Source organism: Endobacterium panacihumi (assembly GCF_050847465.1).
GTDB lineage: Bacteria > Pseudomonadota > Alphaproteobacteria > Rhizobiales > Rhizobiaceae > Neorhizobium > Neorhizobium panacihumi.
Map to the genome: position 1 here is coordinate 319053 of NZ_JBOZRA010000002.1, position 23828 is coordinate 342880.

Sequence of the window (23828 nt, forward strand, 5' to 3'; positions counted from 1 at the left end):
GGCGCTCGGGCGCAGCCCCCGTGGAGCCGGTTGCCATATGGCAACCATGGAAGAACACTCTCCCTGGCGGGGCAAGGCGATTGGACCGGTGAAGACAAAAAGTGCGTTGAGCCGTTAAGAAACCCTATAGAATTTTGCCGTCTACTGGCCCTAGCAGCCGTGCTGTTGTATAAGACTATCGTAGTTTGGCGATTCTTGCAGAGGTGCCGATTCTTTCCGCCACAGTGTGATCTGCGCTTGCTGGACGAGCGAAATTATCTGAGTCGGAGTGCTGAAACCTAATGGTGGTTTCGGTTTCATATCTATTGCAAATGCTATAGATATCATATGGATACAGCTTCCCCAAAACATGGTTAAACGTCGGTCATGTCGGCTGCCATAACAATTTCCCGACCCGTATCCCCTTCCCCCGAAAACGAAGCCGGCGGATAATCACGTCGACCTATCGCATCCACCCATGGAATCAATTAGCCATAAGAGGATGCGCTACGACCTATCAAAATTGCCGTTAGAGGATCTGCTGGCGCCTACCGCGGCTGCAACTGCCACCTTGGCGAGGCTGGATGAGCGTGTCCGGCGTTCGAATGAAGGTGAGGGCTGGCTGGCCCGCGCACACTTCTTTGATGCCTGCGCCTCCCTGTGGATCGATGGTGAGCTGGTTCACCTCGAAGATCTCGTGCTTCATGATGCGGGCATGGGTGTCCGCCGGCCGTCGCATGAGCTGACGATCGCCCAGGACATTTTGCGCAGCAGGCGCCGGATCGTGTCGCATCCACCCGGCTGGGCCTTCAGTGCAGAGGGCCTGCGTCAGTTGCGACGCGGTGAGGAGGAGCTTGAGCCCGCGCTGGAGGTCAAATCGATTCCGCAACCGGCAAATTTTTTCGATCATGAGGATGACGAGGAACCTCTCGCCATCGAGCTGGCGGAGATCGATGCGGTTCTGGCGCGTAGTGAACGGCTGCTTGCGGCAGCAAAAGGCACGGTCTCATCCGGATTAAAGTCGGAACGCGATGCCCTTGTTTACGAGCCTGACTGGGACGAAGACGAGCGACTGGGCGAATGGCAGCGAAGCCTGAAAGACAGCGACGGACTTCCGCCGGTGGTGCGCGCGGCGCTGTTGCTGGATGCCTGGAATAAGCTGCAGGTGCTTCAACATGCGCCATGGCTAGGGCGGTTATTGGCTGCGGCAATAATGCAGGAAGCCGGCCTGACGGCGAGCTACCTGCTGCCGATCAGCCACGGGCTGAAACAGGTGCCGCGCCAGAAACGGACGCATCGTGATCGCGATACAAGACTGCTGGCCTTGATTGAGGCCATGCAGGAAGCAGCCGAACTTGGCCTCAGGGAACATGACCGGCTGCTTCTGGCGCGCCAACAGATGCAGCACCGTCTCACCGGTCGGCGCAGTTCGTCGAAGCTGCCGCAATTGATCGATCTGGTTCTATCGAGGCCGATCGTGTCCACCGGCATGATTGTGGAGACGCTTTCAGTGACGCCTCAGGGGGCGTTGAAAATTGCCTCTGAACTGAACCTGCGGGAACTGACGGGGCGTGGACGTTTTCGCGCCTGGGGTGTTCTTTAGGGTGATTTACCTTCGGCGATACCTGTTCGGCACCGGCAGCGGGATGCTTGTCTGAGGTCAAGGACAAGCCGTGTTCGATACGGCAATTGACCTTATGGCATCCCGATTTTCAAGAATTGCCAGGTGGCAACTTTTCGTAAAACCAGTCAGCTCGCCCATGTCGGCTGGGATTGATTGGAGATTTTTTGCGTCTCGATGGTCCGGTATCCGGTGAGAGGCTTGGCAGATTATCGGCCGGATGTGTTGGTCATCGGCGGTGGAATGGCCGGATTGTGTGCCGCAATATCGGCGCGGCTCGCCGGGGCGAAAACCCGTCTTCTGGAGGCGGCACCTGCACATATGCGCGGCGGCAACCTGCGCCACGCTCGCAATATCCGCATCCCGCACGATGCGCCCACTCGATATTCTCCGGGTCGATATGACGTCGTCGAGTTTGCGCAAGAGCTGGGGGAGATTTCGAGCGGGAAGGGGGAGGCGGCGCTGATCCGGTCGGTCTCGCATCAGGCTGTTGATCTGGCCGATTGGCTGGTGGGGCAGGGCGTTGTTTTCCAGACGCGGCACATTCCCGCTTCACGCAGGACGGCTTTTTTTCTCGGCGGCGGCAAGGCCGTGGTCAATGCGCTTTACGCCCGGGCGCAGGCATTGGGTGTCGAGATACGGTTTGAGAGCGACATGCACAGGCTCGATTTGGACGACCTGCCCGCCAAGGCAGTCGCGGCGTGCTGCGGCAGTGCGCAGGTAGGCAGCTTCAAGACAATCATCAATCGTGGCACGCCGTTCAATGCCGGAGGGTTGATGCAGGAATTGGTCGGGGCGGGGGCGGCAGCGATCGGTGTGCCTGAAGCAGCGCATCTCGTCGCAGTGGATGGCCGTTCGCCGGCCCATGATGGCGGCATCGTAACCCGGATCGACGGCATGCAATTCGGGGTGATGGTGGATGAGGCGGGACGGCGTTTTATCGAGGAAACTGTGGTCAGCGGTCCCCGACGTTACAGTCTTTGGGGACAGGCGATTGCAAGACTGTCGTCACCGCGCGCCACCTTGGTGGTCGATGCCGAAGGATTTTCAAAGATGCCAATGATGGTTTTTCCGCCGATCAGCGCAGGCACACTTGCCGACATGGCGGCGCTGATCGGGATGGATGTGGGGGTATTGTCGCGGTCTGCCGAAGAGAGTGGACGGGTGAACAAGCCGCCATTTTTTGCCTGGCCGGTCGCGCCGGGCTTCACCTTTGGCTGCCATGGTCTGCATGTGGATACACGCGCGCGGGTGAAAATGCAGGATGGTTCTGTGCGACAAAATCTGTTCGCGGCGGGTTCGATCATGGCGGCGGGCATTCTTCATACCGGATATCTGTCCGGAACGGCACTGACCATCAGCGCCGTTTTCGGCCGGATCGCAGGTCGGGAGGCGGCACGTCATGCGCTTGGATGAGACCGTGATGGGAGAGGCGGCGCGGGTTCTGACGATCTGCGGCGTCTGTGATTATTGCAGCGGCTTTTGCGAGATGTTCCGCGCCGCGCGCAGGCGGTCTGCCTTTGCGGACGGTGACATTACCTATCTCGCGCATCTGTGCCACGATTGCGGCAATTGCCTTCAAGCATGCCAATACGCGCCGCCGCATGTCTTCGATATCGATCCGCCGAAAGTGCTGGCCGACGTGCGTGCGCAGTTCTGGCCGGCGGCGTGGTCGTGGTTGGCGCTACTGTTCGTGCCGCTGGTGCCGCTCCTGACGCTGCTGCTGGTTCCGGCCGATCGTCTGTTTGGGCGGCATGCCGGGCCGGGTGCTTTTTATGCAGTCCTGCCATGGTCGGTTCTCAGCCTTGGTGCCGGTCTGGTTTTGCTTTGGTCGATGACCACCCTGTGCCTCGGCATTCTCCGTTTCTGGAAAGATGGCGGAGGAGGCAATCCACGCGGCGTGATCCGCGCGGCGCTTTCCGATGTGGTGACGCTACGCAATCTCGAAGGCGGTGGCATTGCCTGTCATCATGGTGGGCTGCGACGATGGGCGCATTACGCGCTGGTGATCGGCTTCGGCCTGTGTTTCGCCTCGACCTCGGTTGCGACCATCTATCATCACGGTTTTCACTATCGGGCGCCCTATCCTCTGGCGAGCCTGCCGGTCGTTCTCGGCAGCCTCGGCGGGTTCCTGACGATCGTCGGATGTGGTGGCTTGTGCTGGAGCAAAATGCAGCGAAACCGAAACCGAAAAATCTCTGCGCTCCAAGACACGCTGCTTCTCAATCTGTTGATGCTGGTTTCCGTGACCGGCTTTGCGCTTGTGGCGCTTCGCGAGACCATGATGATGGGCATGCTTCTGGCGTTGCATTTCGGCGCGGTGCTCAGCCTGTTTCTGCTGGTCTCATCGGGCAAGCTGGCGCATGGCGCCTATCGCGCTGCCGCCGTGTTGCGGGCGGCAATGGAGCGCCGACAGGTTTGATCCGTCGGGCTATCTCATCTAATGGCCCGCTCGGAACCTTGGCAGAGCCTTTCCGTTGGTCCCGCAATGGCTGACGCGGCGAGAGGATTTTTCATGGAACTGAATTCCAAAGTGGCGCTTGTGACCGGCGCGGGCTCCGGCATCGGCAAGGCAGTGGCAATCGCATTGGCCGGACAGGGAGTGAAGGTTGGCCTCCTCGGTCACACCCGATCCGAGATCGAAAAGACGGCATCGACGATTTCCAAGTCAGGCGGTGAGGCACTCGTGCTGGAGGCGGATGTTGCGTCCGAGACAGACATGCGCCGCGCCGTGGAAGAACTGATCGTGACCTACCGGCGGCTGGACATCGTCGTCGCCAATGCCGGCATCAATGGTGTCTGGGCACCGATCGATGATCTGAAGCCGGAAGAATGGGACAAGACGATCTCGGTCAATCTGCGTGGTACATATCTGACCCTCCACACAACGGTGCCGCAGCTGAAGAAACAGGATGGCGGGTCGATCATCGTCGTTTCCTCGATCAACGGCAACCGCACCTTTACGACGCCCGGTGCGACGGCCTATTCCGCCACCAAGGCCGGGCAGGTTGCCATGGTGCAACAACTGGCGCTGGAACTCGGCAAACATCACATCCGGGTCAATGCCATTTGTCCCGGTGAAATCGAAACCAGCATCGAGGACAATACGCAGCAGCGGCATGCGGAGGAGACGGCCATTCCCGTCGAGTGGCCGGCGGGTCAGGTGCCGATCAGTGACGGCAGGCCGGGGAAAAGCGAGGATGTCGCAGAGGTCGTGCTGTTTTTGGCATCGCCGCGATCGAAACACGTGACCGGCGTGCCGATCTATGTCGATGGCGGGCAGGGGCTCTTGCGCTGAGTACCGTTTGGCGCGACACCGACAGAACACTCTTGCGATAGATATTTTGGGTTCGCTCATGCCATCCGAATACGACGTCATCATCATCGGTGCCGGTTTCACCGGTCTCTCAGCCGCCACTTCACTTGTGCGACATGGAATGAATGTTCTCGTGCTCGAGGCCCGCGACAGGGTGGGCGGACGGACGGAGGCTACGCGTCTGCAGGACGGCTCCGTGATCGACGGCGGTGGCCAGTTTTTCAGCCGCGACATGCCGCGGGTTTCGGCACTGGTGGAGAAATACGGACGACGTGTCGTCGAGACATGGATGGACGGGGACAGTCTTTTCTTGCCGCCTATCGACGCGCGCGAGGCCGATGCAATCTATTCGGCGGTGAATGTGCTGCGTGAAGAAATGCTGATGATTGAGCCGGACGATCCTGCGATCGCCGCTCTGAGTGTCGGCCAGTGGCTGGATGCGCAGACCAGAGACAAGGATGTCAGGGCAGCCTTCCGCGCCATGGTGGAAGGGCTTTGGAACCAGCCCGCAGAAATCCTGCCGCTCTGGTATCTCATTTCCAACGACCGCCGCGTGACCAGCGAATATTCTGAACTGGAGTATTTTCTGGCCGATACGATGCAGGCCTTGGCCGAGGATCTGGCTGGCGAACTGGGCGATCGTATTCGGCTCTCGACGCCGGTGCGCAGGATCGTGGAGGTATCGGACGGGATCGACATCGAAACCGAACATGGCCGCTTTTCCGCTGACCGGGTGGTCATTGCACTGCCGCCCGTGATGGCCGGGCGGCTGGACTATCAGCCGCCGCTGCCGGTGGCCCTCAGGTCCGCTCTAAATGTGTGGAAGCCCGGCGCGGTGCTCAAGGTCTTTCTGCGTTATGAGCGGGCCTTCTGGCGCGAGAAAGGGTTGAGTGGCACCATCATGTGGCGGCAGCCGACCGGGCTTTATGCCTGTGATGTCAGCGGCCCGGAGGTTGCCGGCCTCGTGCTGTTTCTGTCCGGCACCATCGCTGCAGATCGGGCCGGCCGGAGCCATGACGCGCTGGTGTCGGAGGCCAAGACGCGCCTTGTTGAAGCATTGGGGGAGGAGGCGGCCAACCCGGTCGAGGTCAGCATTCGCAACTGGGTCGACGATCCATGGAGCGGCGGCGCCTATGGCGATGCGATTAGCGATTTTTCCGCTCTCACAGCCGAGGATGTGTTGCGGCAAGGGGCAGGGCGGCTGCAGTTCGCATGTTCGGAACTGGCCTCTTCCTTTCCCTGTTATATCGAAGGCGCAATCGTCGCCGGCGAAGAAGTCGCGGCTCGCATCCTCGGATTGGGCGAAACCTCTCGGGAAGAGTGATCAGCGATCGAGAAATTCCTGCCATTGCCTTTCGCCCGACATGCAATCGGTTTTCGGCTCGGCCGCGATGCGCCGGATGCCGGGATAAGGGCCGTCACCGGGCATGACATTGCTGACTTCCATCACCAGTTTTCGGCGCACTGCGATGGCAAAATCGCCAATCTCATGGACCGGCAGGACAAAGGAGCCGGGACCTCCTGCAACACAATCGGAGTAATAACGATCAAGCCCGCCGGATGTGCCGGAGGGGCGCAGCATGATGGCGAGGCCGTTGATCACGATGCCGGCTTCCACGGCCTTGTCGCGGACAGGTTGAACCGGAACGCCGATATTATTCGGGCCATCACCGGAAACGTCGATGACCTGGCGCATGCCACGATAATTATTGGAGATGATGGACATCGCGCCATAACTGATGGCCGCGGATATGGAAGTGCGCCGTTGGGTCGCAATCGGTCGGGCGGCAAGTTTATCCGCAAAGGCCTTCGCATCCTCGGCCGTCTGGATGATCTGCCAATCGATCACGGATGCCTGATCGACGTCGCCCGCCCATTCGTAATAGCTGATGGCGATGCGCCCGAGCAGGCCGCCTTTGACGGCATTGATGAACTCCGGATGAGAGAGAGCTTCGACATAGCCCTGCCTCTGGATACGAACCTCGTCGTAATCCATGGATCGGGAAACATCGACGGCCAAAGCCAGCTCGACATCCACCTCGCCGCCGCCGGTCGTGGCGACAACCGTCGGAGAGACTGAAAGCCCCATGAGCATCGCAATCGTGACCAGCATTTCAACCCCGTCACTGCGTTAATCTATTAGAAGAGTAACACAGAAGACGACTTGCGCGAGAGCCCGGTGTCAGCGCCGTTTCACATAACGGTGATATCAACCGAGATTTCGGGAAGAAAAGGGCTGTTCGCGATTTATTGTCTGACTTCTTCCAGGACCTTGGGGCCAAGACCGTGTTTCAAGGCCTCCAGCAGGCAGTCGGAAATTGCCTGTCGCAATGCATAGGTATTGTTGCTGGTACGCTTATGATCGAGCGACTGTGCCGCATCGACAAGACTCAATCCCTGGTGAACCACAATCTGGTGCGCTCTCTGGAAAGCCCAGGACTCAATTGTACTACTTTGCTCGCTCAAAGCAGCCTCGCTAAATCATCTAGCCAATATTCATGCGAATCATTTCGCACTTGGAAAATAACGCAGCTGTACTCGGTGCGAAACGCAGCGAATAAATATTACCAAAAATGGCGATTAAATTTGTTCAATGAAAACAATGTTGTACAATTTATAACAGGCAACAATTGTGGTTTTACCATCGCCTGCCAAAGATGACAGGTGTTCTGTATTTTGTATAAATACGGACTTTTCAAATATAGATCGGAGAAATCCGGGGGCGGTTTTGGCGATTTGCCAAGGGAGGCGGCGTTTGCCGGTGCAGTCTTGACCACACCGGCAGCCGGATTACTTCTTCACGATGACCCAGATCGCGTGAATGATGCCGGGAACGTAACCGCACAGGGTCAGCAAAATGTTCAGCCAGAAATGCAGGCCAAGCCCGACCTGAAGAAAAACACCGACAGGCGGCAGGAAAATGGCAAAGAGAATACGGATAACGTCCAAGACCCGGGTCCTTATACTGCAATAATTCTGGGTCAATAACGCTCAAGGCGGGTTTTGGTTCATCCCGGTCGGCCGGCGCAGGTGATTATTTTTTCAGGGCATCTTCCGGCTTGCGCCCAGGTCTCGGGCGGTAACGCGGGATGGTCCAGCCATAAAAAAGTGCACCACCACGCAAGCCGAAGGCGGTCGCAAAGCCAACCGCAGCACTGCCATAAAGCGGCAGGTCAAGGGCATTGTTGCAGAAGACGAAGGCACCGGCACCCGCAAGTGCGGCGGAAATATAGATTTCCGGGCGCAACAGTACGGATGGTTCATCGGCGAGAATATCGCGCAAAACACCGCCACAGGTAGCGGTCAGCATGCCGGTGACGATGGCGATGATCGGCGAGCCTGTTGCTTCGATGCCGATAAGCGCACCCATGACACTATAGGCGGCAAGACCGATGGCATCGAGCCAGAGCAGCAGCTTGTATCGCCATTCGACGAAATGGGCAGTGAAGAAGACCAGAATGGCGGTGGCGACGCAGATCAGGATATAGTCGGGCTGCTTGACCCAAAAGACCGGCAGTCTGCCGAGAACCAGATCGCGCAACGTGCCGCCACCAACCCCGGTCACCGAGGCGAAAAACAGAAAGCCGATGATATCCAGTTGCTTGCGCGAAGCGGCGAGCGCGCCGGTGGCGGCGAAAACGACGACACCCGCATAGTCGAAAAGGGTCAGCACATCGCTCTCCTTGTTTACCGGAATCTCGGCGCCTGTTCGGTCGCCTGCTTTATGCGCAGGCCGGCTTTGAAACAAGCAGCCTGCTTGTCACATCGGCATATTGCCTGCAAATCATCCATAACGAAAAACGACCGGCGGCATTGCCGACCGGTCGCTCGATTTTCCTATTTCCCAGCGGATGGCTGGTGACAGACCAAGATTTATTTCGGCAGCTGGCTTGCGACCTGCTTGATGGCATTGGAAACGGTGTCGCAGAACTGCTTTTCCGTGATGTTCTGCGCCTTGGCGGACGCGGCGATTTCCTGGTTTACGCCCATGGCAGCAACCGTGCCCGCTTCGCCGGCCTTTTCGGCTTCATCACCCTTGGCGGTATCGGCCGGGGCCGGGATGAGTGCGATCAGCTTGGTCTGCACGGTCGCGGCTTCACCATCGATATGGCCTTCGTTCTGGCAATATTTCAGGACGCCGAGCTGGTTGCGGGCGGAATTGTAGGCCATTTCCACCTGCTCGTTGGTTGCCTGTGCAAAAGCAGGCGCCGCCAGTCCGAGTGCAACGAGACCGGTCAAAACAATTTTCTTCATCTTTGTTTCCTTCAAAACCCCTAGTCTGACATTCACGGGCGTATGTCAGCGGGCCGTTAATTAGGGGAGTGATCAGCTTCGGCTAGGTGCGAGCACGCCTTACGCGCCAAGGTGATCAACTCCGTGACACAAAGGCTACACCTAAAATGAAAATACATGAGCAATCTACTCATATATCGTTCTTGCGAATTGGCAGCCGTCACGCCCGCTGCTAGCGATCCGGCATGCTCGTTGCCGGCCCCATCGAATTGCTGTCCGCCTATCTCAGACTACGCAAGCGTCTTCTGTCCACGATTTCGCGCCTGGTACATTCGCACGCCGCCGCGGAAGATCTGACGCAGGATACATTCGTCCGGCTTTGGGAACGGCGCTCGGTGCCGCTCGATCCCACGCATTTGCAGAATTACGTTATGCGAACGGGCCGCAACATCGCCATCGATTTTCAGCGAAGAGAGCGGATCGCACCCTTCGTGCACGGGATCGACCATCTGGATTTCATCGTCGACCAAACGCCAACGCCGGAAGATACGGTGGCCGCCAGACAGGAGTTGCAGACACTTTCCGTTGCTATCGAAGCTCTGCCGCCGCGTGCGCGCCAGGTTTTCGTGATGGCCCGCATCGATGGGCTGACTTATGTCGACATCGGCGAGAAGCTCGGGATCTCTCCGAAGACCGTCTTCAGCCATATGGTCACGGCTCTCGAAAAACTGGATGCATCCTGTCATCCGGATGAATGAGAATAGAGATCGACGGCGGCCAAGGTTTTTGCCCGCCTCATTCGTAATGACGATTATGGATGACGGAGCGAAAAGGGTTCAGCAACGCGATGGGTAAAAGCACGCACACAAACCAGCCGGACGATGCCGGCGACAGCGTGACCCACGAAGCGGCGACGTGGTTTGCGCATCTTCTCGACCCTGCAACGCCACAATCGGACTACGTCCGTTTTCGCCACTGGCTGGAAGCGGATGAAAGCCATGCCGCGGCCTATGCCCGCATCGAACGCCTGTGGGGGCAAGCGGCAGCGGAACCACCGCCGGCCGGAAGCCGTGCGCGCCGCACCTTCCTGAAGACAGCCGGCGGCGTCCTGTTGCTGGCGGGTATCGGTGCAGCCTGGACAACTGGTGTGCGGCGCCCCGATTTTGCGACGGGAAAAGGCCAAATCCGCACGATCTCGCTGCCGGATGGTTCAACCGCGCTGCTCTCCGCCGCGAGCGCCATCTCCATCGATTTCAATGGCACCGCGCGTTCCGTTGTTCTGCATGCCGGCGAGGCCTATTTTACCGTCACGCCGAATGCCGGCCGGCCTTTTGTCGTGGAAGCCGGACCGCTGAAGGCGACAGCCCTCGGCACCGCCTATTCCGTGTCCATCGCGCCCGAGCGGCTGAGTGTTGCCGTGACCGAACACGACGTTCGGGTCGAAGTCGGAGCACAGCGTCTGGATCTCGGTGAGGGCGATGCGGTGGATTATGAACATGGCAGGCTGGGAACCGTGATCAGGGAGGAAACGGAAGGTCGGCTTGGTTGGCGCAAGCGCCAGCTTGTTTTCCTGGCGCGGCCGCTCGGCGAAGTGGTGGCGGAACTCAACCGCTGGCGCGATGGCCGCCTCATCGTGCTTGATCAGGCGCTTGCGAACCGCCGCGTAACGGCCATCATCGACGTCAACGACATTGCCCGTATCGACCGCACGCTGGAACAAGGCCTGCCGATCACGCTCACCCATTACACTCCGTTGCTGACCCTCGTTTCGGCTCGGAATTAATTCTTTGAAAATAATTTACCGATGCACTCAGGTTTTCTCGTCTCTCGTTCGTATGGGTCCTTGAGCGGCGCTGGGCGGTGCCGTGCCAATGCGTTTGAGGGGCATGAACATGTTGCGTAAAATCGGATCCCGTATGGTTGGCGTCGGGCTTGGCTGGACCTTGCTGACGACCACCAGTCTTGTCGTATTCGCTTCGGCGGCGCAGGCGCAGGAAGCTTCTCGGGTCCGGAATTTCAGCATCCCTGCACAGAACATTGCTGCCGCCCTCGTCCGGTATTCTTCGTTCACCGGCATCAATGTCGTATATGACGGCAGCCTGCCGGCCAGCACCCGCAGCAAGACGGTTAGTGGCCGCCTCTCAGATCAACAGGCACTTGAACGCCTGCTCTCCGGTTCGGGCCTCACCTATCGTTTCGGCGCCAATGACACCGTCACCATCATCGCACCGGCAAAGACCTCCGGCGGCGTTGTGGCCGACGGCACGACCATGCTCGGCACCATTACCGTCGAAGGCGAAAGTGGACGCAGCTACGGCGCCGCCGACAGCAGCGTGGGTACGAAGACCGACACGCCGCTGCGCGACGTGCCGCAGTCCATCCAGGTGGTCAAGCGCAGCGTGATTACCGACCAGCAGGCGACGACCCTGACCCAGGCACTGCAGAACGTTTCCAACGTGCAGCAGAGCAATACCGGCGCCAACCGCGCCGAAACCTTCATTACCCGCGGCTTCTCTTCCAACAACTATGCCATCGACGGTTCGGTGCTGAACGCCACCGGCAGCCGCCCGGAGGTCAATCCTGATCTCGCCGGCGTCGAACGCGTCGAAGTCCTGAAGGGGCCGGCCTCCGTGCTTTACGGTCGTGGCGAGCCCGGTGGCCTGATCAACCTCGTCACCCGCCGCCCAACCACAACGCCGACGGCAGAGGTTACGACCCAGCTCGGCAGTTTTGGTTTTCGCCGCGCCGAAGCAACCGCCAGCGGCCCTTTGAACGACGATGCGAGCCTGACCGGCCGCATCACCGGTGCCGCCCAGCGCGAAGAGGGTTTTGTCGAAAACCGGCCCGACAGCGAACGCCAGTACATCAGCGGCGTTCTGGAGTGGAACCCGGACGAGGATACCAAGGTTTCGCTCAGCGTCGACCACACCCGCCAGAAACAGCCATATGACCGAGGGCTGGTTGTCGGCCCCGACGACGAAATCATCGACGTTCCGTATGACCGGTATTTCGGCGAGGACTGGTCGATGGTGAACAGCCGCAAGACCCGAATCTCGCTTTCGGCCGAGCACCAGACAACCGACTGGCTGAAGCTGCGCGGCACGGTGCGTTATGACGACGCCTACACAACGGACACCGGCATCGATCTTCGCGGCCTTGCGAGCGATGGGCGCACGCTCAACCGCCGTTATACCGACCGTATCGAAGACATGCGCAATCTGGATCTGCAATTCGAAGGCGTGATGACCTTCGATACCGGCAATATCGGACACACCGTTCTCGCCGGCGTGCAACACACCCGCTCGCATATGGACTTCTGGTCTGCCCGCGCGAACATCGCGCCGATCGATATCTATAACCCGGTTTACGGCGCCCCGATGACGCCGACGACGCTGGAGAATGTCTACGTACAGGATATTCTCGCCAGCTCCGTCTACCTGCAGGATCAGATCGAGTTCTCCGACCAGTGGAAGGCTCTTGTTGGCCTCCGTTACGATCACTTCGACCACACTGTCGAACATCGCGTCGGCGATGAAGAACCGCCGTTCGATGGCGGCGCGCTGACATGGCGGGCCGGCCTCGTCTATCAGCCGACAGATCGGCTGTCCTTCTACACCAGCTATGCGACCAGCTTCATGCCGCAAAGCGCGCTCGGTGTGGACGGGCAGGTGCTGGACCCGGAAGAAGGCTGGCAGGTCGAAGCGGGCGTCAAGGCTGAACTGAGCGACCGTCTGTCGGCGACCTTCTCGGTTTTCCATATCACGAAGGACAATGTCGCAGTCAGCATCGAAGACACGGACTTCTCCCGCCTTGTCGGCCAGCAGCGATCGCGCGGCGCGGAAATCGATATTACCGGTGAAATCACGGATGGCTGGCAGGTGATCGCATCGCTCGGTTATGTGGATGCCGAGGTCACCAGGGATGACAATCCGGCCTATGTCGGCAATCGCCTGATCGGCACTCCCTACTGGAGCGGCAGCCTGTGGACGACCTACGAGTTCCAGACCGGCAAGCTCGAAGGCCTGAAACTCGGCGCCGGCATCACCGCCGTCGGTGACCGCGCCGGTGATCTGGAAGAGCCCTTCTATGTCGATGGTTATTACCGCGTCGATGCCGCCGTTTCCTACAAGATCAACGACAATCTCAATTTCTCGCTGGTCGGCCGCAACCTGACGGACGAGAAATATATCGAAAGCACCGCCAGCCGCACCGAAAACCATCCGGGTGCGCCGATCAACTTCATGGCTGCCCTCAAGGCATCCTTCTGATCGGTTGATGCGGCAGGCGGTGATGAAGGCAGGCAAAGAACAGGGCGAACCGGTTCTCATACTTGAGGACGTGACATTCGGCTACGGCGGTGGCGCTGTGCTGGACACGGTTTCGCTTGCCTTCAGGCCCGGCGAATTCACCGCCGTGGTGGGGCCGAACGGCTGCGGAAAATCGACGCTGCTCAAGATCATGGCCGGGCTGCTTGTCCCCGGCCATGGCGCGGTCATGCTGGCGGGACAACGCGTCTCGGCTTTTTCGCGCAAGAAACTGGCACAGCGCATGGCGATGCTGGCGCAATCCAACGAGGCGCCTGCCGGTATGGTCGTTGCCGACCTCGTGGGCATGGGCCGTTTTGCCCATGAGGGCTGGCTGAGCCGCGGCACGCCGGACGATCAGGCCCACATCGCCGCCGCCATGCGGACGATGGCGGTCACCGACCTTGCCGATCGGCGTGTCGGCGAGCTTTCCGGCGGACAGTTGCAGCGCTGCCGCATGGCCATGGCACTGGCGCAGGATGCCGATATTCTGCTGCTGGATGAACCGACCAACCATCTTGACTTGAAACATCAATACGCGCTTTTGGAAACCGCGCGCAGGCAGGCCGCCGATGGCCGTGCCGTCGTTGCGGTTCTGCATGATCTCACCCATGCCAGCCTCTATGCAGATCGAGTCATCCTGATGGATGGCGGCAAGGTGGTGGCGGATGGCTCTGCCGCCGATGTGCTGACATGCGCCAACATCGCTGACGTCTACGGTATCACGACAGTCTCCCGGGCCTTTGGCCGCGCCATCGTGCATCTGCCGGAAAGTGCGGTCGAATGAAGGCGGGCCTCGGCCTCGTTGTGATGGCGTTGGCGCTTTGCTTGCTCTGCGCACTGCATCTGGCGGCCGGTGCACGTTTCAGTTCTCCCGCGCTGGTTTTCGACGCGCTGTTCAACCATGATCCGCGCAATTACCAGCATGTCGTGGTGATCAACCAGCGGCTGACCCGGCTGGTCGTTGCCGGTTATGCCGGCGCCGTACTCGCGGTGTCCGGCCTGCTTTTGCAAAAGATCCTGCGCAACGATCTCGTGTCTCCCTCGACGCTTGGCATCAACAGCGGCGCGGTCGCCTTTGTCGTTTTGGGTATCTATATTTTCGGGCTGAGCGGCGCGGCACTCTTCTGGCCGGCATTGATCGGCGGCGTTGCAGCAGTGGCCGTCACCTTCCTTGCCGCCAGTCTTGTCAACAGAGGAGGGCGTGATCCGCTATCGCTCATTCTCGGCGGCGCCATGACCGCGACACTGTTTTCGTCGGCCACGACATTCGCCATCTCGCTCGACCCTGACCGTTTTGGCAATCTGATGGGCTGGCTTGTCGGCGACATCGGCAATTTCGATTACCAGCCACTGGCATGGCTCTGGCCAATTGGCTTTTTCGGGATCGGGTTCGCCTTTATCCTTTGCCGCCAGATCGATCTTCTCACTCTCGGTGCCGAACAGGCAGCGGCGCTGGGCGCCGATCCCCGGCTGGTGCGCGCGGGAGCGCTGGCGCTGGCGATCCCGCTGGCCATTTCCGCGGTCTGCGTCGTCGGGCCGATCGGTTTCGTCGGGCTGGTGGCGCCGCATATCACCCGGCTGCTGATCGGCGAGACAGGTCGCGCCGCTCTTGCCTTCTGCACATTCTGCGGCGCCGTGATCGTGATTTCTGCCGACATTGTCGCACGCACGCTGCTGGCACCGCAACTTCTGCAGGTCGGCACCGTCATGGCGCTGTGCGGTGGCATCGCCTTTCTGGTGATCGTTGTTGCGACGTTGCGGCGGAGGGTGGCCTGATGCGGCAACATCTGACCCTTCGGATCGGCTCCGCCATCCATTTCCCCATCCGCCTGCGCCCGACAATGATCATGCTTGCCCTGCTCACGTTGCTTGGCATCGGCACGCTTTACGCGCTCCGACTGGGTTCGACGGACCTCTCCATGGGCGACGTCATCCACTGGCTGATGCCCTGGCAGGATGCCGACCCGGAAACCTCCGCCATCATGCTCCTGCGCTGGCCGCGCATTGTCGTCGCCATTCTCGCTGGCGCGATGATTGCCACCTCGGGTTATCTTCTGCAGGTGGTCGCGCGCAACGGACTGGCCGATCCGGGCCTGCTCGGCATTTCGCAGGGTGGCATGGCTGCGGTTGTGCTCGGCGCCGCCGTCTTCGGCCTCTCTCCAGCATGGCTTGCCTGGGCGGGTCTGGCTGGTGGTTTCGCCACGGCGCTGTTCGTGATGGCGCTGGCCTATAGGCTGTCCTCGTCCACCGGCCTCATTCTCGTCGGGCTTGCGGTCGGCATCGTGCTCGGTGCCACCATCGAGGTCGTCATGGTGCGTGGCGGCATTCTGCAATTTGCCCGCTGGCTGGCATGGTCACATGGGTCGCTCACATCCGTTTCGGCCGGCGGCGCCGGCATGGTGGCGATCTGGGCCGCCGTGCTTTTGCCGCTGTCGCTGGTCGCATCCGGCCAGATGATGCCGCTGCTTCTCGGCCATGAACAGGCGGCCGGCATCGGTGCCTCGCCGCGTCGCCTCTCTTTGGCTCTGACAATGATGGCAGCAGCCCTTGTGGCACCGATCGTCGCGGCTGTCGGTCCGATCTCCTTTCTCGGCCTGATTGCCGGCCATATCGCCCGCGCGCTGGTCGGCGAGCGGCCGGGAGCGGTCATGCCCGTTGCCATGCTTTGCGGCGCACTGATCCTTCTCATTGCCGATACGGCCGGACGCACGCTGTTCCTGCCCGTCATCGTGCCGGCCGGCATTCTCGTCTCGATTGCCGGCGTCCTCACCTTCCTCATCGCCGCGCGCCTTTCCCGTTCCAGCCGTTAGGATTTTTGCAATGCGTCTGATCCCGAAACTTGTTCTTGCTGCAACACTCGCGCTTGCTTCACCGGTGCTTGCGCGCAACGTCACCGATCATGGCGGCAACACGGTCGAGGTGCCGGACGCGCCGCAGCGCATCCTGTCGCTGCATGACTGGACATTGACGGTGATGACGAAGGAGCTTGATGCGCCGCTGATTGCCAGTGCTGGCAGGCTGGCACCGGATGGCAGCACATTCATTCGCGGCGCCCGCGAACTGTTCGGGCTGAACTTCGATCAGATCGCGCTCGCCTCCATTCACGGCAAGCCGGATCTGGAGCGTATCCGCGGTTTGAAGCCCGATCTCATCGTCGCCAATATCGGTGACTACGGCACCCTGCGCGAACAGCTTTCCACCATTGCCCCGACGCTGATGTTCGATGCCGAAAATGGTCAGAAACCTTTCGATCTTTACAAGGAATATGCGGGCTGGATCGGCAGGCAGGCGCGTTTCGACGAGATGAGTGCCGCCTATGACAAACGGATAGCCGAAACGCGCGAAAAGCTGCCGAAGGCGCTGGCCGCAGGAACATATTCCGCTATTCTGGCCAATGAACGCGACGGCACGCTGACCGTCCTCAAGGAATATGGCGTACTGACGACCGTGCTCGACGATCTGGGCATGGGCCGCACGGCCCTTGCGCAGAGCGTGCCGGCGGGCCAGAGCAGCATGACGATCGGTGCCGAACTGATTGGCGAGATCGATGCCGACCTGATCGTGACGTCCTATCTGCCGGAAAGCGGCGAAAACCCCGACAGCATTTTTTCGGCCCTTGCCCGTGTCGCGCCGGGTTACGAAGATTTTTTGCGCGCCTATCAGGCCAAGCGCATTCTCAGCTTTTCTCGCTACGAAATCTATCCACCGAGCTTCCGTGGTGCCGGCCTGTTTCTTGACAAGCTCGACGCGGAGTGGCGCTAAAATGATCTCCCCTCCTTCGGGGCTCAGGGGTATTCGCGACAGGTGACAACGGTCGCGATTATCGACATGCTGACGGATGCCACCTTCAAGATATGGCCGCACCGCTTGCGGTGCGGCCATAAGAACCCGCGGGGGCGGGCTAGAAATCGAAGGACGCGGACAGCATGAATGTCCGGGGGGCGCCGGCGGCAAGGAAACCGCGCGCCGAAGATGCCCAGTAGTTCTCGCCGAATACATTCTCGACATTTGCCCGGATTTCGACCGGCTTTCCATTCCAGCCGGCCGTCTTGTAGCGCGCGCCGAGATCGACACGTGTCCAGCCATCGACCTTCTGTGTATTTGCCTGATCATAATAGGTGCTGCCGCTATAGAGGACGCGACCGGTCAGAGTCAGGTCTTCCACCCACGGCGTGTCATATTCGCCGTAGAGGCTGATCATGGTTTTGGGAACGCCGGGCACACGATTGCCGTCAAATGTTCCCAGTCGCGTGCGGTCCAGCTTGGCGTCCATAATCGTCACGCCGCCAAGCAGGCGCAGACCATCTACCGGCTCACCGAACAGTGAAAGCTCGAGACCTCGATTGATCTGGAGACCGTCGACCGCATAGGTGTTCGAGACCGGGTCGGTGTAAGCGCTTTCCTGCCTGATTTCGAACAGTGCCGCCGTCACTGCAAAGGAACCGAGATCATATTTGACGCCGATTTCCTTCTGATCATGAACGAAGGGAGGGAAGACCTCGTTGGCATTGACGACTGTCGCAGGCGCAATCCCGCCCTCGCCGAGCGCCTCGACGTAATTGGCGTAAACGGAGAGGCCTTCGGTCAGGCGCAGATTGGCCGCGACGGCAGGGCTGAACCGCGATTCCTCGTAAAAGTAATTGCGCACGCCGACCGTACCTCTGTCTGGACGGGTGTTGAAACCTCTGGAGCGAACCTCCTGAAAGCGGCCGCCCAATGTCACGTCCAGGCGGTCATCGAAGAAGGACAGGGTATCCGAGACCGCCAGGCTGGTGGACAGAAGATCGGCAAACAAGGGCAGATCGTTCGAGCGCGGCAATGCGCCGATGTTGACCGAGCCATCCGGCAAGTAGTTCGGGTTATAGATGTTGATCGGATAAGCGGCAGGAAGGCCGATCGAGCCGGGAGCAAAACCACCTCGGTAGTTTTCATTGAGGCTTCTCTGCAAGGAGATGTTGACCTTGTGCCCGACCGGACCGGTATCGAATTCCGAACGCAGACCGATTTCGCCGGAAAAGCCCTGGATCTGCTGCGGCTGAATGGCGAGTTCCGACGTCGCGTTGCCGTTCGGGTCGCGGATCGTGTAGGAGGAAGTCAGAAAATCCTCTCTGTAACGGCTCGCGCCGCCGGCGGCATAGATCGTTGTGTTGTCCAGAACGTCGTATTCGATACGGGCAGCCGCCATATTGTGCTTGCTGTCGTGGTATTCGAACGGATTGGCTGTGTTTATCTTTCCGTCCGGAGCGCGCGGTATAGCTACACCGGCCGGGAGTGCCGCACCGTTGAACAGCGACGTCGGTGCATCGATGTTCTGTGTCGAGTGGTTGAGATCGAGGGAAGCGCGAACATCTTCGCCGCGATAATCGATCCCAAGCGAGGCAACCCCCACTTCGATATCATTGTGATCCATGCCGGTCCGGCCGAAACGGTAGGACGCATTTCCACGGATGCCCCACTCGCCGGCGGGACCAAAGCGGCGGCCGATGTCGGCATGGGTCCAGAGCTGGGAACTGCTCAGGTAGCTGGTGGTAAGGCGGGTCAGCGGCTCGTCAGCCGCGCGCTTCGGCACAAGGTTGATGGTGCCGCCGACGCGACCGACGCCGCCATTTACAAAGGCCGTCGGTCCTTTCAGGACCTCGACGCGCTCTATGCCTTCAATGAAGCCGCGTCGAGGGTTGGCAATGTAGGGAAGTCCGTCATAAAGAACGTCAAGATTGACGACCGAGAAGCCGCGAATGAAGAAGGAATCGCGCTCGCTGTAGGTCGGCGCATCCTGGCGTACAGAGGGATCGTTCAGCGTGACATCCGCGATGGTCCTCGCCTGCTGGTCACGGATCAGCTTTTCCGTATAGGACGTGACGCTGAATGGTGTTTCGAGGACCGACCGATTGCCGAGTGCGCCGATACGGGCACCTTTGGCGACCTGGTTTCCCGCATAGGCTTCCGAAGGCTGACCAACCGTGCCTGTTGCCGGGGTGCTACCGTCGGACGTACCTGTCACGACGATCGGTTCAAGCGTCGTAGCGGTGGCGTCTGAAGCGCGCTCGGTGCGGTTTGTGCCCTGAGCATAGGCCGAGGCAGACATCGCCAGCAGCGATACTCCCGCCAAGACAGCATAGCTGCGTCCCCTCAACCCGATGTAAAAATTGCCCCTCGACATTTCTATTCCTCGTCCCCTGTTTGCCATATTGGCTCGGATGCTGACTGTCCGACGTCATTGCGTGACGTCGATCCGGTCTGTTCCGCAGGCGTCATGCCTGCGTTCAGGGTAATGACGATCCGGATGAAGAATTTTTTCAGTGAGATGCAGAGTATTCTTCTAAAATGTCGGGAATGTTCTTCGACTGTTGCGGCGGCAAGGAGATGCTTGCGGCATCTGTGTGGTGCAACATCACGACAAGTCCGAATTTCCCACCATCGGCGCGGAGCTGCGCGGTGTTGAAAACCGGCCGTACTCACAGCTGCGCGCTTGATATTACCTCCTGAAAGGCAGCGCGACGGGTTGCCCGTCAATCATTGTCACCGGGATATCGAAACCATAGATGTGCTTGAGTGTTTCGCTGGTGAAAAGCGCCTTCGGCGAACCGTCGGCGATGACCTGACCATGCTTCATCGCAATGATACGATCCGAAAAACCACTGCCGTAATTGATATCGTGCAGAACGGCGACGATCGTTTTATCGCGCTCATCGGCGATCCGCCGCAGCAGGCGCATCAGCTCGCGTGAAAAATACATGTCGAGATTGTTCAGGGGTTCATCGAGAAGCAGGTAATCCGTATCCTGGCAGAAGGCCATGGCAACCAGGGCCCGTTGCCGTTGCCCGCCTGAGAGGGTTTCGAGGAAACGGCCGGCCAGATCGGACAGATCGAAAAGCTTGAGTGCCTCGTCCACCCGTTCGGCGTCCAGTTGTGTCGTGTGTCCGCGATTATGCGGAAACCGCCCGAACCCAACCAGTTCCTTCACCGTCAACCGGCTGCCGACCTGATTGTCCTGCCGAAGAATGGCAAGCTTTTTCGCCATATCCCGGCTCGGTGTCGTTCCGACCGGCAGGTCATCGATACTGATCGAACCGGTCTGCAACGGTTGCAGGCGGGCAATCAAACCCATAAGCGAGGACTTGCCGGCGCCGTTGGGACCAATCAGCGCCGTTATGCCGCCCTTGGGAATGGTCAGAGAAACGTTTTTGAGGATTTCCGCTGCGCCGTAATGCAGAGAGACCTGTTCGATACGGATCATGTGCGGCTCCCGCGCCAGAGCAAGATGAGAAAGATAACGCCGCCTGCAAATTCGATGACGACGCCGAGCGTCGAGGTGTTGCCAAGGACATGCTGGAACAGCGTTTGCCCGCCCACAAGAACGATAACCGAGACCAGCACTGCCGCAGGGATGAGGACCGCATGACGGCGGGTTTTCACAATCCGCTCGGAAAGGGCGACCAACAAAAGCCCGAGAAAAGCAACCGGACCAACCAGCGCGGTCGAGACGGCCACCAGCGCACAGACAAGAAGAAGGCAGGCAATCTGGGTTTTCTGCCATTCAATGCCGAGACCGATCGCCGTGTCTCGCCCAAGTGCAACGATGTCGAGAATATGCCGGGCACGCCAGATGCCGATCAGTGCTGCGGCGGTCAGCAGAGAGGCAATGACGAGAAGGTCCGTTTCAACATTGTTGAAATCAACGAAACTGCCGCCCTGCACGACTGCAAAGTCATTGGGATCGATCAAACGCGCAAGCAGCGAATGCAGGCTGCGAAACAGCACACCCACCACGACGCCGCACAGCAACATCAGCCCCACGTCCCATCGGGCCCGCAACATCGGCAGGATGAGGCCGCATGTCAGGGCCATCAGCAAAACGATTTCGCCGAAAAATTTCGCCCGCGCGTCCATTGCCGCATAGGCCAATCCGCCGAACAGGAAGACCAGCAAAATTTGCCCGAACACGTAAAGGGCATCGATACCCATGATTGAGGGTGTCAGTATGCGGTTCGCCGTCACCGTCTGGAACACGACGGTGGAAATGGCGATGGCAATGCCGACCTCGACCAGCGCTGCCAGCCTTGTCAGGCGCAGTCCAAGCACGAAAGCGAGATTACCGCGTAATCCGAGTGTCATGAAACAGATGACGCACGCAAGTGCCACCAGCGTGAGGATGATCAAGCCACGGTTACGCATCGGCGCGCCGGCCAAACAGAAGAAACAGGAAAAAGACGGCGCCGACCACGCCCATCACCGTTCCGACGGGAATTTCGTAAGGGAAGCGGATCAGTCGTCCCAGAATATCGCAACCGAGCACGAGGATTGCGCCCAATAACGCCGTTGCCGGAAGTGTAGCGCGCATGTTATCGCCCATCACCCGAGAGACGAGGTTGGGCACCACCAGGCCGACGAAGGGAATGATGCCGATCACCACGACAGTGACTGCGGAAATGGTGGCGACGATACCCAGGCCGATCTGCAGCATACGCTGGTAATCGATACCCAGGCCGATGCTCGTTTCACGTCCAAGCGCCATGATCGTCAGCCGATCGGCAATCAGCCATGCTGCTGCCACCAGAATGGTGCCAAGCCAGAGCAATTCATACCGGCCACGCAATACGCCGGAAAAATCGCCGTTGCTCCACACGGATAGATATTGCAGCAGATCGGCTTGCCAGGCGAGGAAGGTCGCGGCAGCGCCGATGACACCGCCATAGACAAGACCGAACAGCGGCACGAGATATGGCTGCGTTGGTGGCAGTCTGTGCGCCGTCATCAGAAACAGGCTGGTTCCTGCCAGAGCCGCAAGACTTGCAGCAATCGCCTTCCAGCCCAGCGCCGCTGCCGGCCAGAGGATGGTGACCAGAAGGATGCCGAGTTCTGCCGACTGCGCCGTGCCGGCCGTTGCGGGTTCGACGAAACGGTTGCGGGCGATTGCCTGCATGATCAGACCCGCAATCGCCAGACCGGCGCCCGCAAGCAAGGCTGCAAGCGTGCGCGGAAGTCGGCTGATTGCCAGGAGTTCGGTGCCGGATGAGCTCTGCCAAAGGTCGGTGATCGAGGCATCGTCTGCTCCGACGCCGAGACTGATCAGACACAGAAAGGCGAGTACGAAGCTCGCCAATATTGGCAATGTCTTTGGATGGTATCGTGTGGAGGACTTCATCTTGCCGCAGAAAATGCTTCCCGGATGGTGGCAAGGACGCGTTGCGTCGCTTGAATGCCCCCAGCCGCGATGTAGAAATCGGCAGCCGGCAGATAAACGACCTGCCCTTTCTTCCACGCCGTCGTGCCGGCCACCAATTCGTTGTCCAGCGTGGCGCGAGCGCCTTGTTCTCCTGAACCGATTGCGGCGGCGCGATCGACCACCAGAAGCCAGTCCGGATTGGCCTTGCGAATGAACTCGAAAGAGATCGCTTCGCCATGCGTCGCGACCTCCATGTCCGGCACTGCCGGCGGCAAAGCCAAAGTGGCATGCACCCAGCCAAACCGTGAGCCGGCACCGTAGGCTGTCACCTTCGGGCCATTGGTCATGATGATCAGACCATTGCCCTTGCCGGCAACGCTTGCCCGCGTCGCCTCGATCACACCGTCAAGCTCGGTGGCAATCGCTCCGGCTTCGGCTTGCTTGTCGAACAAAGCGCCGTAATCGGCAAGCCGTTGCTTTGCCTGGTCGACCAGATCGTCACCATTCATCGTCATGTCGATGCTGGTCGCCACACGCGCAGCGGAATCGAGTTTGGGCGAGGAGCGGCCTCCAAGCACGATGAGATCAGGCGCCAGGGCGCTCAATGCTTCAAGATCCGGTTCGAAAATATTGCCGACGGCTTGCGCGCCGGATTTAAGCTTTTCGAGCTGCGCAAGATAGAGTTTTTCCGGCACACCAGCAGGCTTGATGCCAAGGCTGTCGAGCGTATCAAGTGCCGCCAGATCGAACACCGCGACACGTTCCGGTCTCGCGGGAATATCAACAGGGCCCCGCGCGGTCCTGATTTCCGCGGCCTGCACGCAGGTCGCAAACAGGCTGACGACGAGAGACAGGGTGTAAAATCGCATCGACGTCAGCTCCCAAGACCGCTTATGTTCCGGCTGTCGTGAAGCGGTGATCTCTGCCATTGCAGGGGTTGCAACTCTTCGCGAAAAGCAAAGCGCAGAAGATGGCTTTCGATCACCTGCTGCGTTTCCTTCGACTGGTCTTCATCCGGCGCCGTCACCCGGATCCGCATTGTGGTTTCTTCCGCATCCATGACCGCCGTGCCGCAGACGAAGCGGCATTCGCCATGACCGTCCGAATGGGACACGTCCACCTTATGGGCGAAATGCTTGCACAGTTGAGCGATGTATTTTGCAGCATTCCCGGTGGAAAGCGTAGCGGTTGTTTCAATCATCATTT

At 59.7% G+C, this 23828-nt stretch carries 22 protein-coding genes; 12 read left to right on the forward strand and 10 right to left on the reverse strand.

Going from position 1 to position 23828, the window contains the following annotated elements:
* Nucleotides 1–481: 481 nt before the first annotated feature.
* The 5 genes from ACRQ1B_RS13345 to ACRQ1B_RS13365 all read left to right on the forward strand — a co-directional run bounded on the left by ACRQ1B_RS13345 (nucleotide 482) and on the right by ACRQ1B_RS13365 (nucleotide 6240).
* Nucleotides 482–1582, forward strand: a complete 1101-nt coding sequence (locus ACRQ1B_RS13345; RefSeq protein WP_432294161.1) for an RHE_PE00001 family protein — start codon at nucleotides 482–484, stop codon at nucleotides 1580–1582.
* Nucleotides 1583–1801: 219 nt separating this feature from the next.
* Complete coding sequence (locus ACRQ1B_RS13350) at nucleotides 1802–3016, forward strand: FAD-binding protein (protein WP_432294162.1); 1215 nt, start codon at nucleotides 1802–1804, stop codon at nucleotides 3014–3016.
* Entirely contained in the window at nucleotides 3003–4022 is a 1020-nt protein-coding gene (gene tcuB / locus ACRQ1B_RS13355; RefSeq protein WP_432294163.1) for a tricarballylate utilization 4Fe-4S protein TcuB, read from the forward strand. The genes ACRQ1B_RS13350 and tcuB overlap by 14 nt, the downstream gene beginning before the upstream one ends.
* Before the next feature lie 93 nt (nucleotides 4023–4115).
* Nucleotides 4116–4898, forward strand: a complete 783-nt coding sequence (locus ACRQ1B_RS13360; protein ID WP_432294164.1) for an SDR family oxidoreductase — start codon at nucleotides 4116–4118, stop codon at nucleotides 4896–4898.
* A 58-nt stretch (nucleotides 4899–4956) separates the two neighbouring features.
* The gene (locus ACRQ1B_RS13365; RefSeq protein ID WP_432294165.1) at nucleotides 4957–6240 is read left to right on the forward strand and encodes a flavin monoamine oxidase family protein; all 1284 of its coding nucleotides are present in this window, start codon (nucleotides 4957–4959) and stop codon (nucleotides 6238–6240) included.
* On the opposite strand, the gene ACRQ1B_RS13370 is transcribed toward ACRQ1B_RS13365, so the two are convergent.
* From ACRQ1B_RS13370 to ACRQ1B_RS13385, 4 genes are all read right to left on the reverse strand, one after another.
* Nucleotides 6241–7029, reverse strand: a complete 789-nt coding sequence (locus ACRQ1B_RS13370; protein WP_432294166.1) for a DUF1194 domain-containing protein — start codon at nucleotides 7027–7029, stop codon at nucleotides 6241–6243. It abuts the gene before it with no gap.
* Nucleotides 7030–7706: 677 nt separating this feature from the next.
* Nucleotides 7707–7865: a YqaE/Pmp3 family membrane protein gene (locus ACRQ1B_RS13375; RefSeq protein WP_432294167.1), complete on the reverse strand. Its 159-nt coding sequence runs from the start codon at nucleotides 7863–7865 to the stop codon at nucleotides 7707–7709.
* Between the two features lie 85 nt (nucleotides 7866–7950).
* Nucleotides 7951–8589, reverse strand: a complete 639-nt coding sequence (locus tag ACRQ1B_RS13380) for a trimeric intracellular cation channel family protein (RefSeq protein WP_432294168.1) — start codon at nucleotides 8587–8589, stop codon at nucleotides 7951–7953.
* A 200-nt stretch (nucleotides 8590–8789) separates the two neighbouring features.
* Nucleotides 8790–9170 (reverse strand): pore-forming ESAT-6 family protein, encoded by a 381-nt coding sequence (locus ACRQ1B_RS13385; RefSeq protein ID WP_432294169.1) that lies wholly within the window; start codon nucleotides 9168–9170, stop codon nucleotides 8790–8792.
* Between the two features lie 224 nt (nucleotides 9171–9394).
* Here ACRQ1B_RS13385 and ACRQ1B_RS13390 point away from each other — a divergent pair, with 224 nt between their 5' ends.
* The 7 genes from ACRQ1B_RS13390 (at nucleotide 9395) to ACRQ1B_RS13420 (ending at nucleotide 17218) form a co-directional block, all read left to right on the forward strand.
* The gene (locus ACRQ1B_RS13390) at nucleotides 9395–9907 is read left to right on the forward strand and encodes an RNA polymerase sigma factor (RefSeq protein ID WP_432294170.1); all 513 of its coding nucleotides are present in this window, start codon (nucleotides 9395–9397) and stop codon (nucleotides 9905–9907) included.
* Nucleotides 9908–9996: 89 nt separating this feature from the next.
* A complete protein-coding gene (locus ACRQ1B_RS13395; RefSeq protein ID WP_432294171.1) occupies nucleotides 9997–10932 on the forward strand; it encodes a FecR family protein in 936 nt (311 codons plus the stop codon).
* A 109-nt stretch (nucleotides 10933–11041) separates the two neighbouring features.
* Nucleotides 11042–13417: a TonB-dependent siderophore receptor gene (locus ACRQ1B_RS13400; RefSeq protein WP_432294172.1), complete on the forward strand. Its 2376-nt coding sequence runs from the start codon at nucleotides 11042–11044 to the stop codon at nucleotides 13415–13417.
* Between the two features lie 22 nt (nucleotides 13418–13439).
* Nucleotides 13440–14240 carry an ABC transporter ATP-binding protein gene (locus ACRQ1B_RS13405; RefSeq protein ID WP_432294173.1) on the forward strand — a complete coding sequence of 267 codons (801 nt, stop codon included), beginning with the start codon at nucleotides 13440–13442 and terminating at the stop codon, nucleotides 14238–14240.
* On the forward strand, nucleotides 14237–15232 hold the full coding sequence (locus tag ACRQ1B_RS13410) for a FecCD family ABC transporter permease (RefSeq protein ID WP_432294174.1): 996 nt from the start codon (nucleotides 14237–14239) through the stop codon (nucleotides 15230–15232). Before ACRQ1B_RS13405 ends, ACRQ1B_RS13410 begins: the two co-directional genes overlap by 4 nt.
* Nucleotides 15232–16266, forward strand: a complete 1035-nt coding sequence (locus ACRQ1B_RS13415) for a FecCD family ABC transporter permease (protein ID WP_432294175.1) — start codon at nucleotides 15232–15234, stop codon at nucleotides 16264–16266. The genes ACRQ1B_RS13410 and ACRQ1B_RS13415 overlap by 1 nt, the downstream gene beginning before the upstream one ends.
* 10 nt (nucleotides 16267–16276) lie before the next feature.
* Nucleotides 16277–17218 carry an ABC transporter substrate-binding protein gene (locus tag ACRQ1B_RS13420; protein ID WP_432294176.1) on the forward strand — a complete coding sequence of 314 codons (942 nt, stop codon included), beginning with the start codon at nucleotides 16277–16279 and terminating at the stop codon, nucleotides 17216–17218.
* 139 nt (nucleotides 17219–17357) lie between these two features.
* Here the strand turns inward: ACRQ1B_RS13420 and ACRQ1B_RS13425 are convergent, their stop codons facing one another.
* The 6 genes from ACRQ1B_RS13425 to ACRQ1B_RS13450 form a co-directional block, all read right to left on the reverse strand.
* A complete protein-coding gene (locus ACRQ1B_RS13425; RefSeq protein ID WP_432294177.1) occupies nucleotides 17358–19616 on the reverse strand; it encodes a TonB-dependent receptor in 2259 nt (752 codons plus the stop codon).
* A gap of 315 nt (nucleotides 19617–19931) precedes the next feature.
* Nucleotides 19932–20693, reverse strand: a complete 762-nt coding sequence (locus ACRQ1B_RS13430; protein ID WP_432294178.1) for an iron ABC transporter ATP-binding protein — start codon at nucleotides 20691–20693, stop codon at nucleotides 19932–19934.
* On the reverse strand, nucleotides 20690–21631 hold the full coding sequence (locus tag ACRQ1B_RS13435; protein WP_432294179.1) for an iron chelate uptake ABC transporter family permease subunit: 942 nt from the start codon (nucleotides 21629–21631) through the stop codon (nucleotides 20690–20692). The genes ACRQ1B_RS13430 and ACRQ1B_RS13435 overlap by 4 nt, the downstream gene beginning before the upstream one ends.
* Nucleotides 21624–22601 carry an ABC transporter permease gene (locus ACRQ1B_RS13440; protein ID WP_432294180.1) on the reverse strand — a complete coding sequence of 326 codons (978 nt, stop codon included), beginning with the start codon at nucleotides 22599–22601 and terminating at the stop codon, nucleotides 21624–21626. The genes ACRQ1B_RS13435 and ACRQ1B_RS13440 overlap by 8 nt, the downstream gene beginning before the upstream one ends.
* The gene (locus tag ACRQ1B_RS13445) at nucleotides 22598–23491 is read right to left on the reverse strand and encodes a siderophore ABC transporter substrate-binding protein (RefSeq protein ID WP_432294181.1); all 894 of its coding nucleotides are present in this window, start codon (nucleotides 23489–23491) and stop codon (nucleotides 22598–22600) included. The genes ACRQ1B_RS13440 and ACRQ1B_RS13445 overlap by 4 nt, the downstream gene beginning before the upstream one ends.
* Nucleotides 23492–23496: 5 nt before the next feature.
* A complete protein-coding gene (locus ACRQ1B_RS13450) occupies nucleotides 23497–23826 on the reverse strand; it encodes a DUF2218 domain-containing protein (RefSeq protein WP_432294183.1) in 330 nt (109 codons plus the stop codon).
* Nucleotides 23827–23828 lie beyond the last annotated feature (2 nt).

Excerpts from the sequence above, each read along its gene's own strand:
- ACRQ1B_RS13345 (WP_432294161.1), top strand. The coding sequence starts at position 482 with ATGCGCTACGACCTATCAAAATTGCCGTTAGAGGATCTGCTGGCGCCT.
- tcuB (WP_432294163.1), top strand. The coding sequence starts at position 3,003 with ATGCGCTTGGATGAGACCGTGATGGGAGAGGCGGCGCGGGTTCTGACG.
- ACRQ1B_RS13360 (WP_432294164.1), top strand. The coding sequence starts at position 4,116 with ATGGAACTGAATTCCAAAGTGGCGCTTGTGACCGGCGCGGGCTCCGGC.
- ACRQ1B_RS13365 (WP_432294165.1), top strand. The coding sequence starts at position 4,957 with ATGCCATCCGAATACGACGTCATCATCATCGGTGCCGGTTTCACCGGT.
- ACRQ1B_RS13370 (WP_432294166.1), bottom strand. The coding sequence starts at position 7,029 with ATGCTGGTCACGATTGCGATGCTCATGGGGCTTTCAGTCTCTCCGACG.
- ACRQ1B_RS13385 (WP_432294169.1), bottom strand. The coding sequence starts at position 9,170 with ATGAAGAAAATTGTTTTGACCGGTCTCGTTGCACTCGGACTGGCGGCG.
- ACRQ1B_RS13390 (WP_432294170.1), top strand. The coding sequence starts at position 9,395 with ATGCTCGTTGCCGGCCCCATCGAATTGCTGTCCGCCTATCTCAGACTA.
- ACRQ1B_RS13395 (WP_432294171.1), top strand. The coding sequence starts at position 9,997 with ATGGGTAAAAGCACGCACACAAACCAGCCGGACGATGCCGGCGACAGC.
- ACRQ1B_RS13400 (WP_432294172.1), top strand. The coding sequence starts at position 11,042 with ATGTTGCGTAAAATCGGATCCCGTATGGTTGGCGTCGGGCTTGGCTGG.
- ACRQ1B_RS13405 (WP_432294173.1), top strand. The coding sequence starts at position 13,440 with ATGAAGGCAGGCAAAGAACAGGGCGAACCGGTTCTCATACTTGAGGAC.
- ACRQ1B_RS13410 (WP_432294174.1), top strand. The coding sequence starts at position 14,237 with ATGAAGGCGGGCCTCGGCCTCGTTGTGATGGCGTTGGCGCTTTGCTTG.
- ACRQ1B_RS13415 (WP_432294175.1), top strand. The coding sequence starts at position 15,232 with ATGCGGCAACATCTGACCCTTCGGATCGGCTCCGCCATCCATTTCCCC.
- ACRQ1B_RS13420 (WP_432294176.1), top strand. The coding sequence starts at position 16,277 with ATGCGTCTGATCCCGAAACTTGTTCTTGCTGCAACACTCGCGCTTGCT.
- ACRQ1B_RS13425 (WP_432294177.1), bottom strand. The coding sequence starts at position 19,616 with ATGTCGAGGGGCAATTTTTACATCGGGTTGAGGGGACGCAGCTATGCT.
- ACRQ1B_RS13430 (WP_432294178.1), bottom strand. The coding sequence starts at position 20,693 with ATGATCCGTATCGAACAGGTCTCTCTGCATTACGGCGCAGCGGAAATC.
- ACRQ1B_RS13435 (WP_432294179.1), bottom strand. The coding sequence starts at position 21,631 with ATGCGTAACCGTGGCTTGATCATCCTCACGCTGGTGGCACTTGCGTGC.
- ACRQ1B_RS13440 (WP_432294180.1), bottom strand. The coding sequence starts at position 22,601 with ATGAAGTCCTCCACACGATACCATCCAAAGACATTGCCAATATTGGCG.
- ACRQ1B_RS13445 (WP_432294181.1), bottom strand. The coding sequence starts at position 23,491 with ATGCGATTTTACACCCTGTCTCTCGTCGTCAGCCTGTTTGCGACCTGC.
- ACRQ1B_RS13450 (WP_432294183.1), bottom strand. The coding sequence starts at position 23,826 with ATGATGATTGAAACAACCGCTACGCTTTCCACCGGGAATGCTGCAAAA.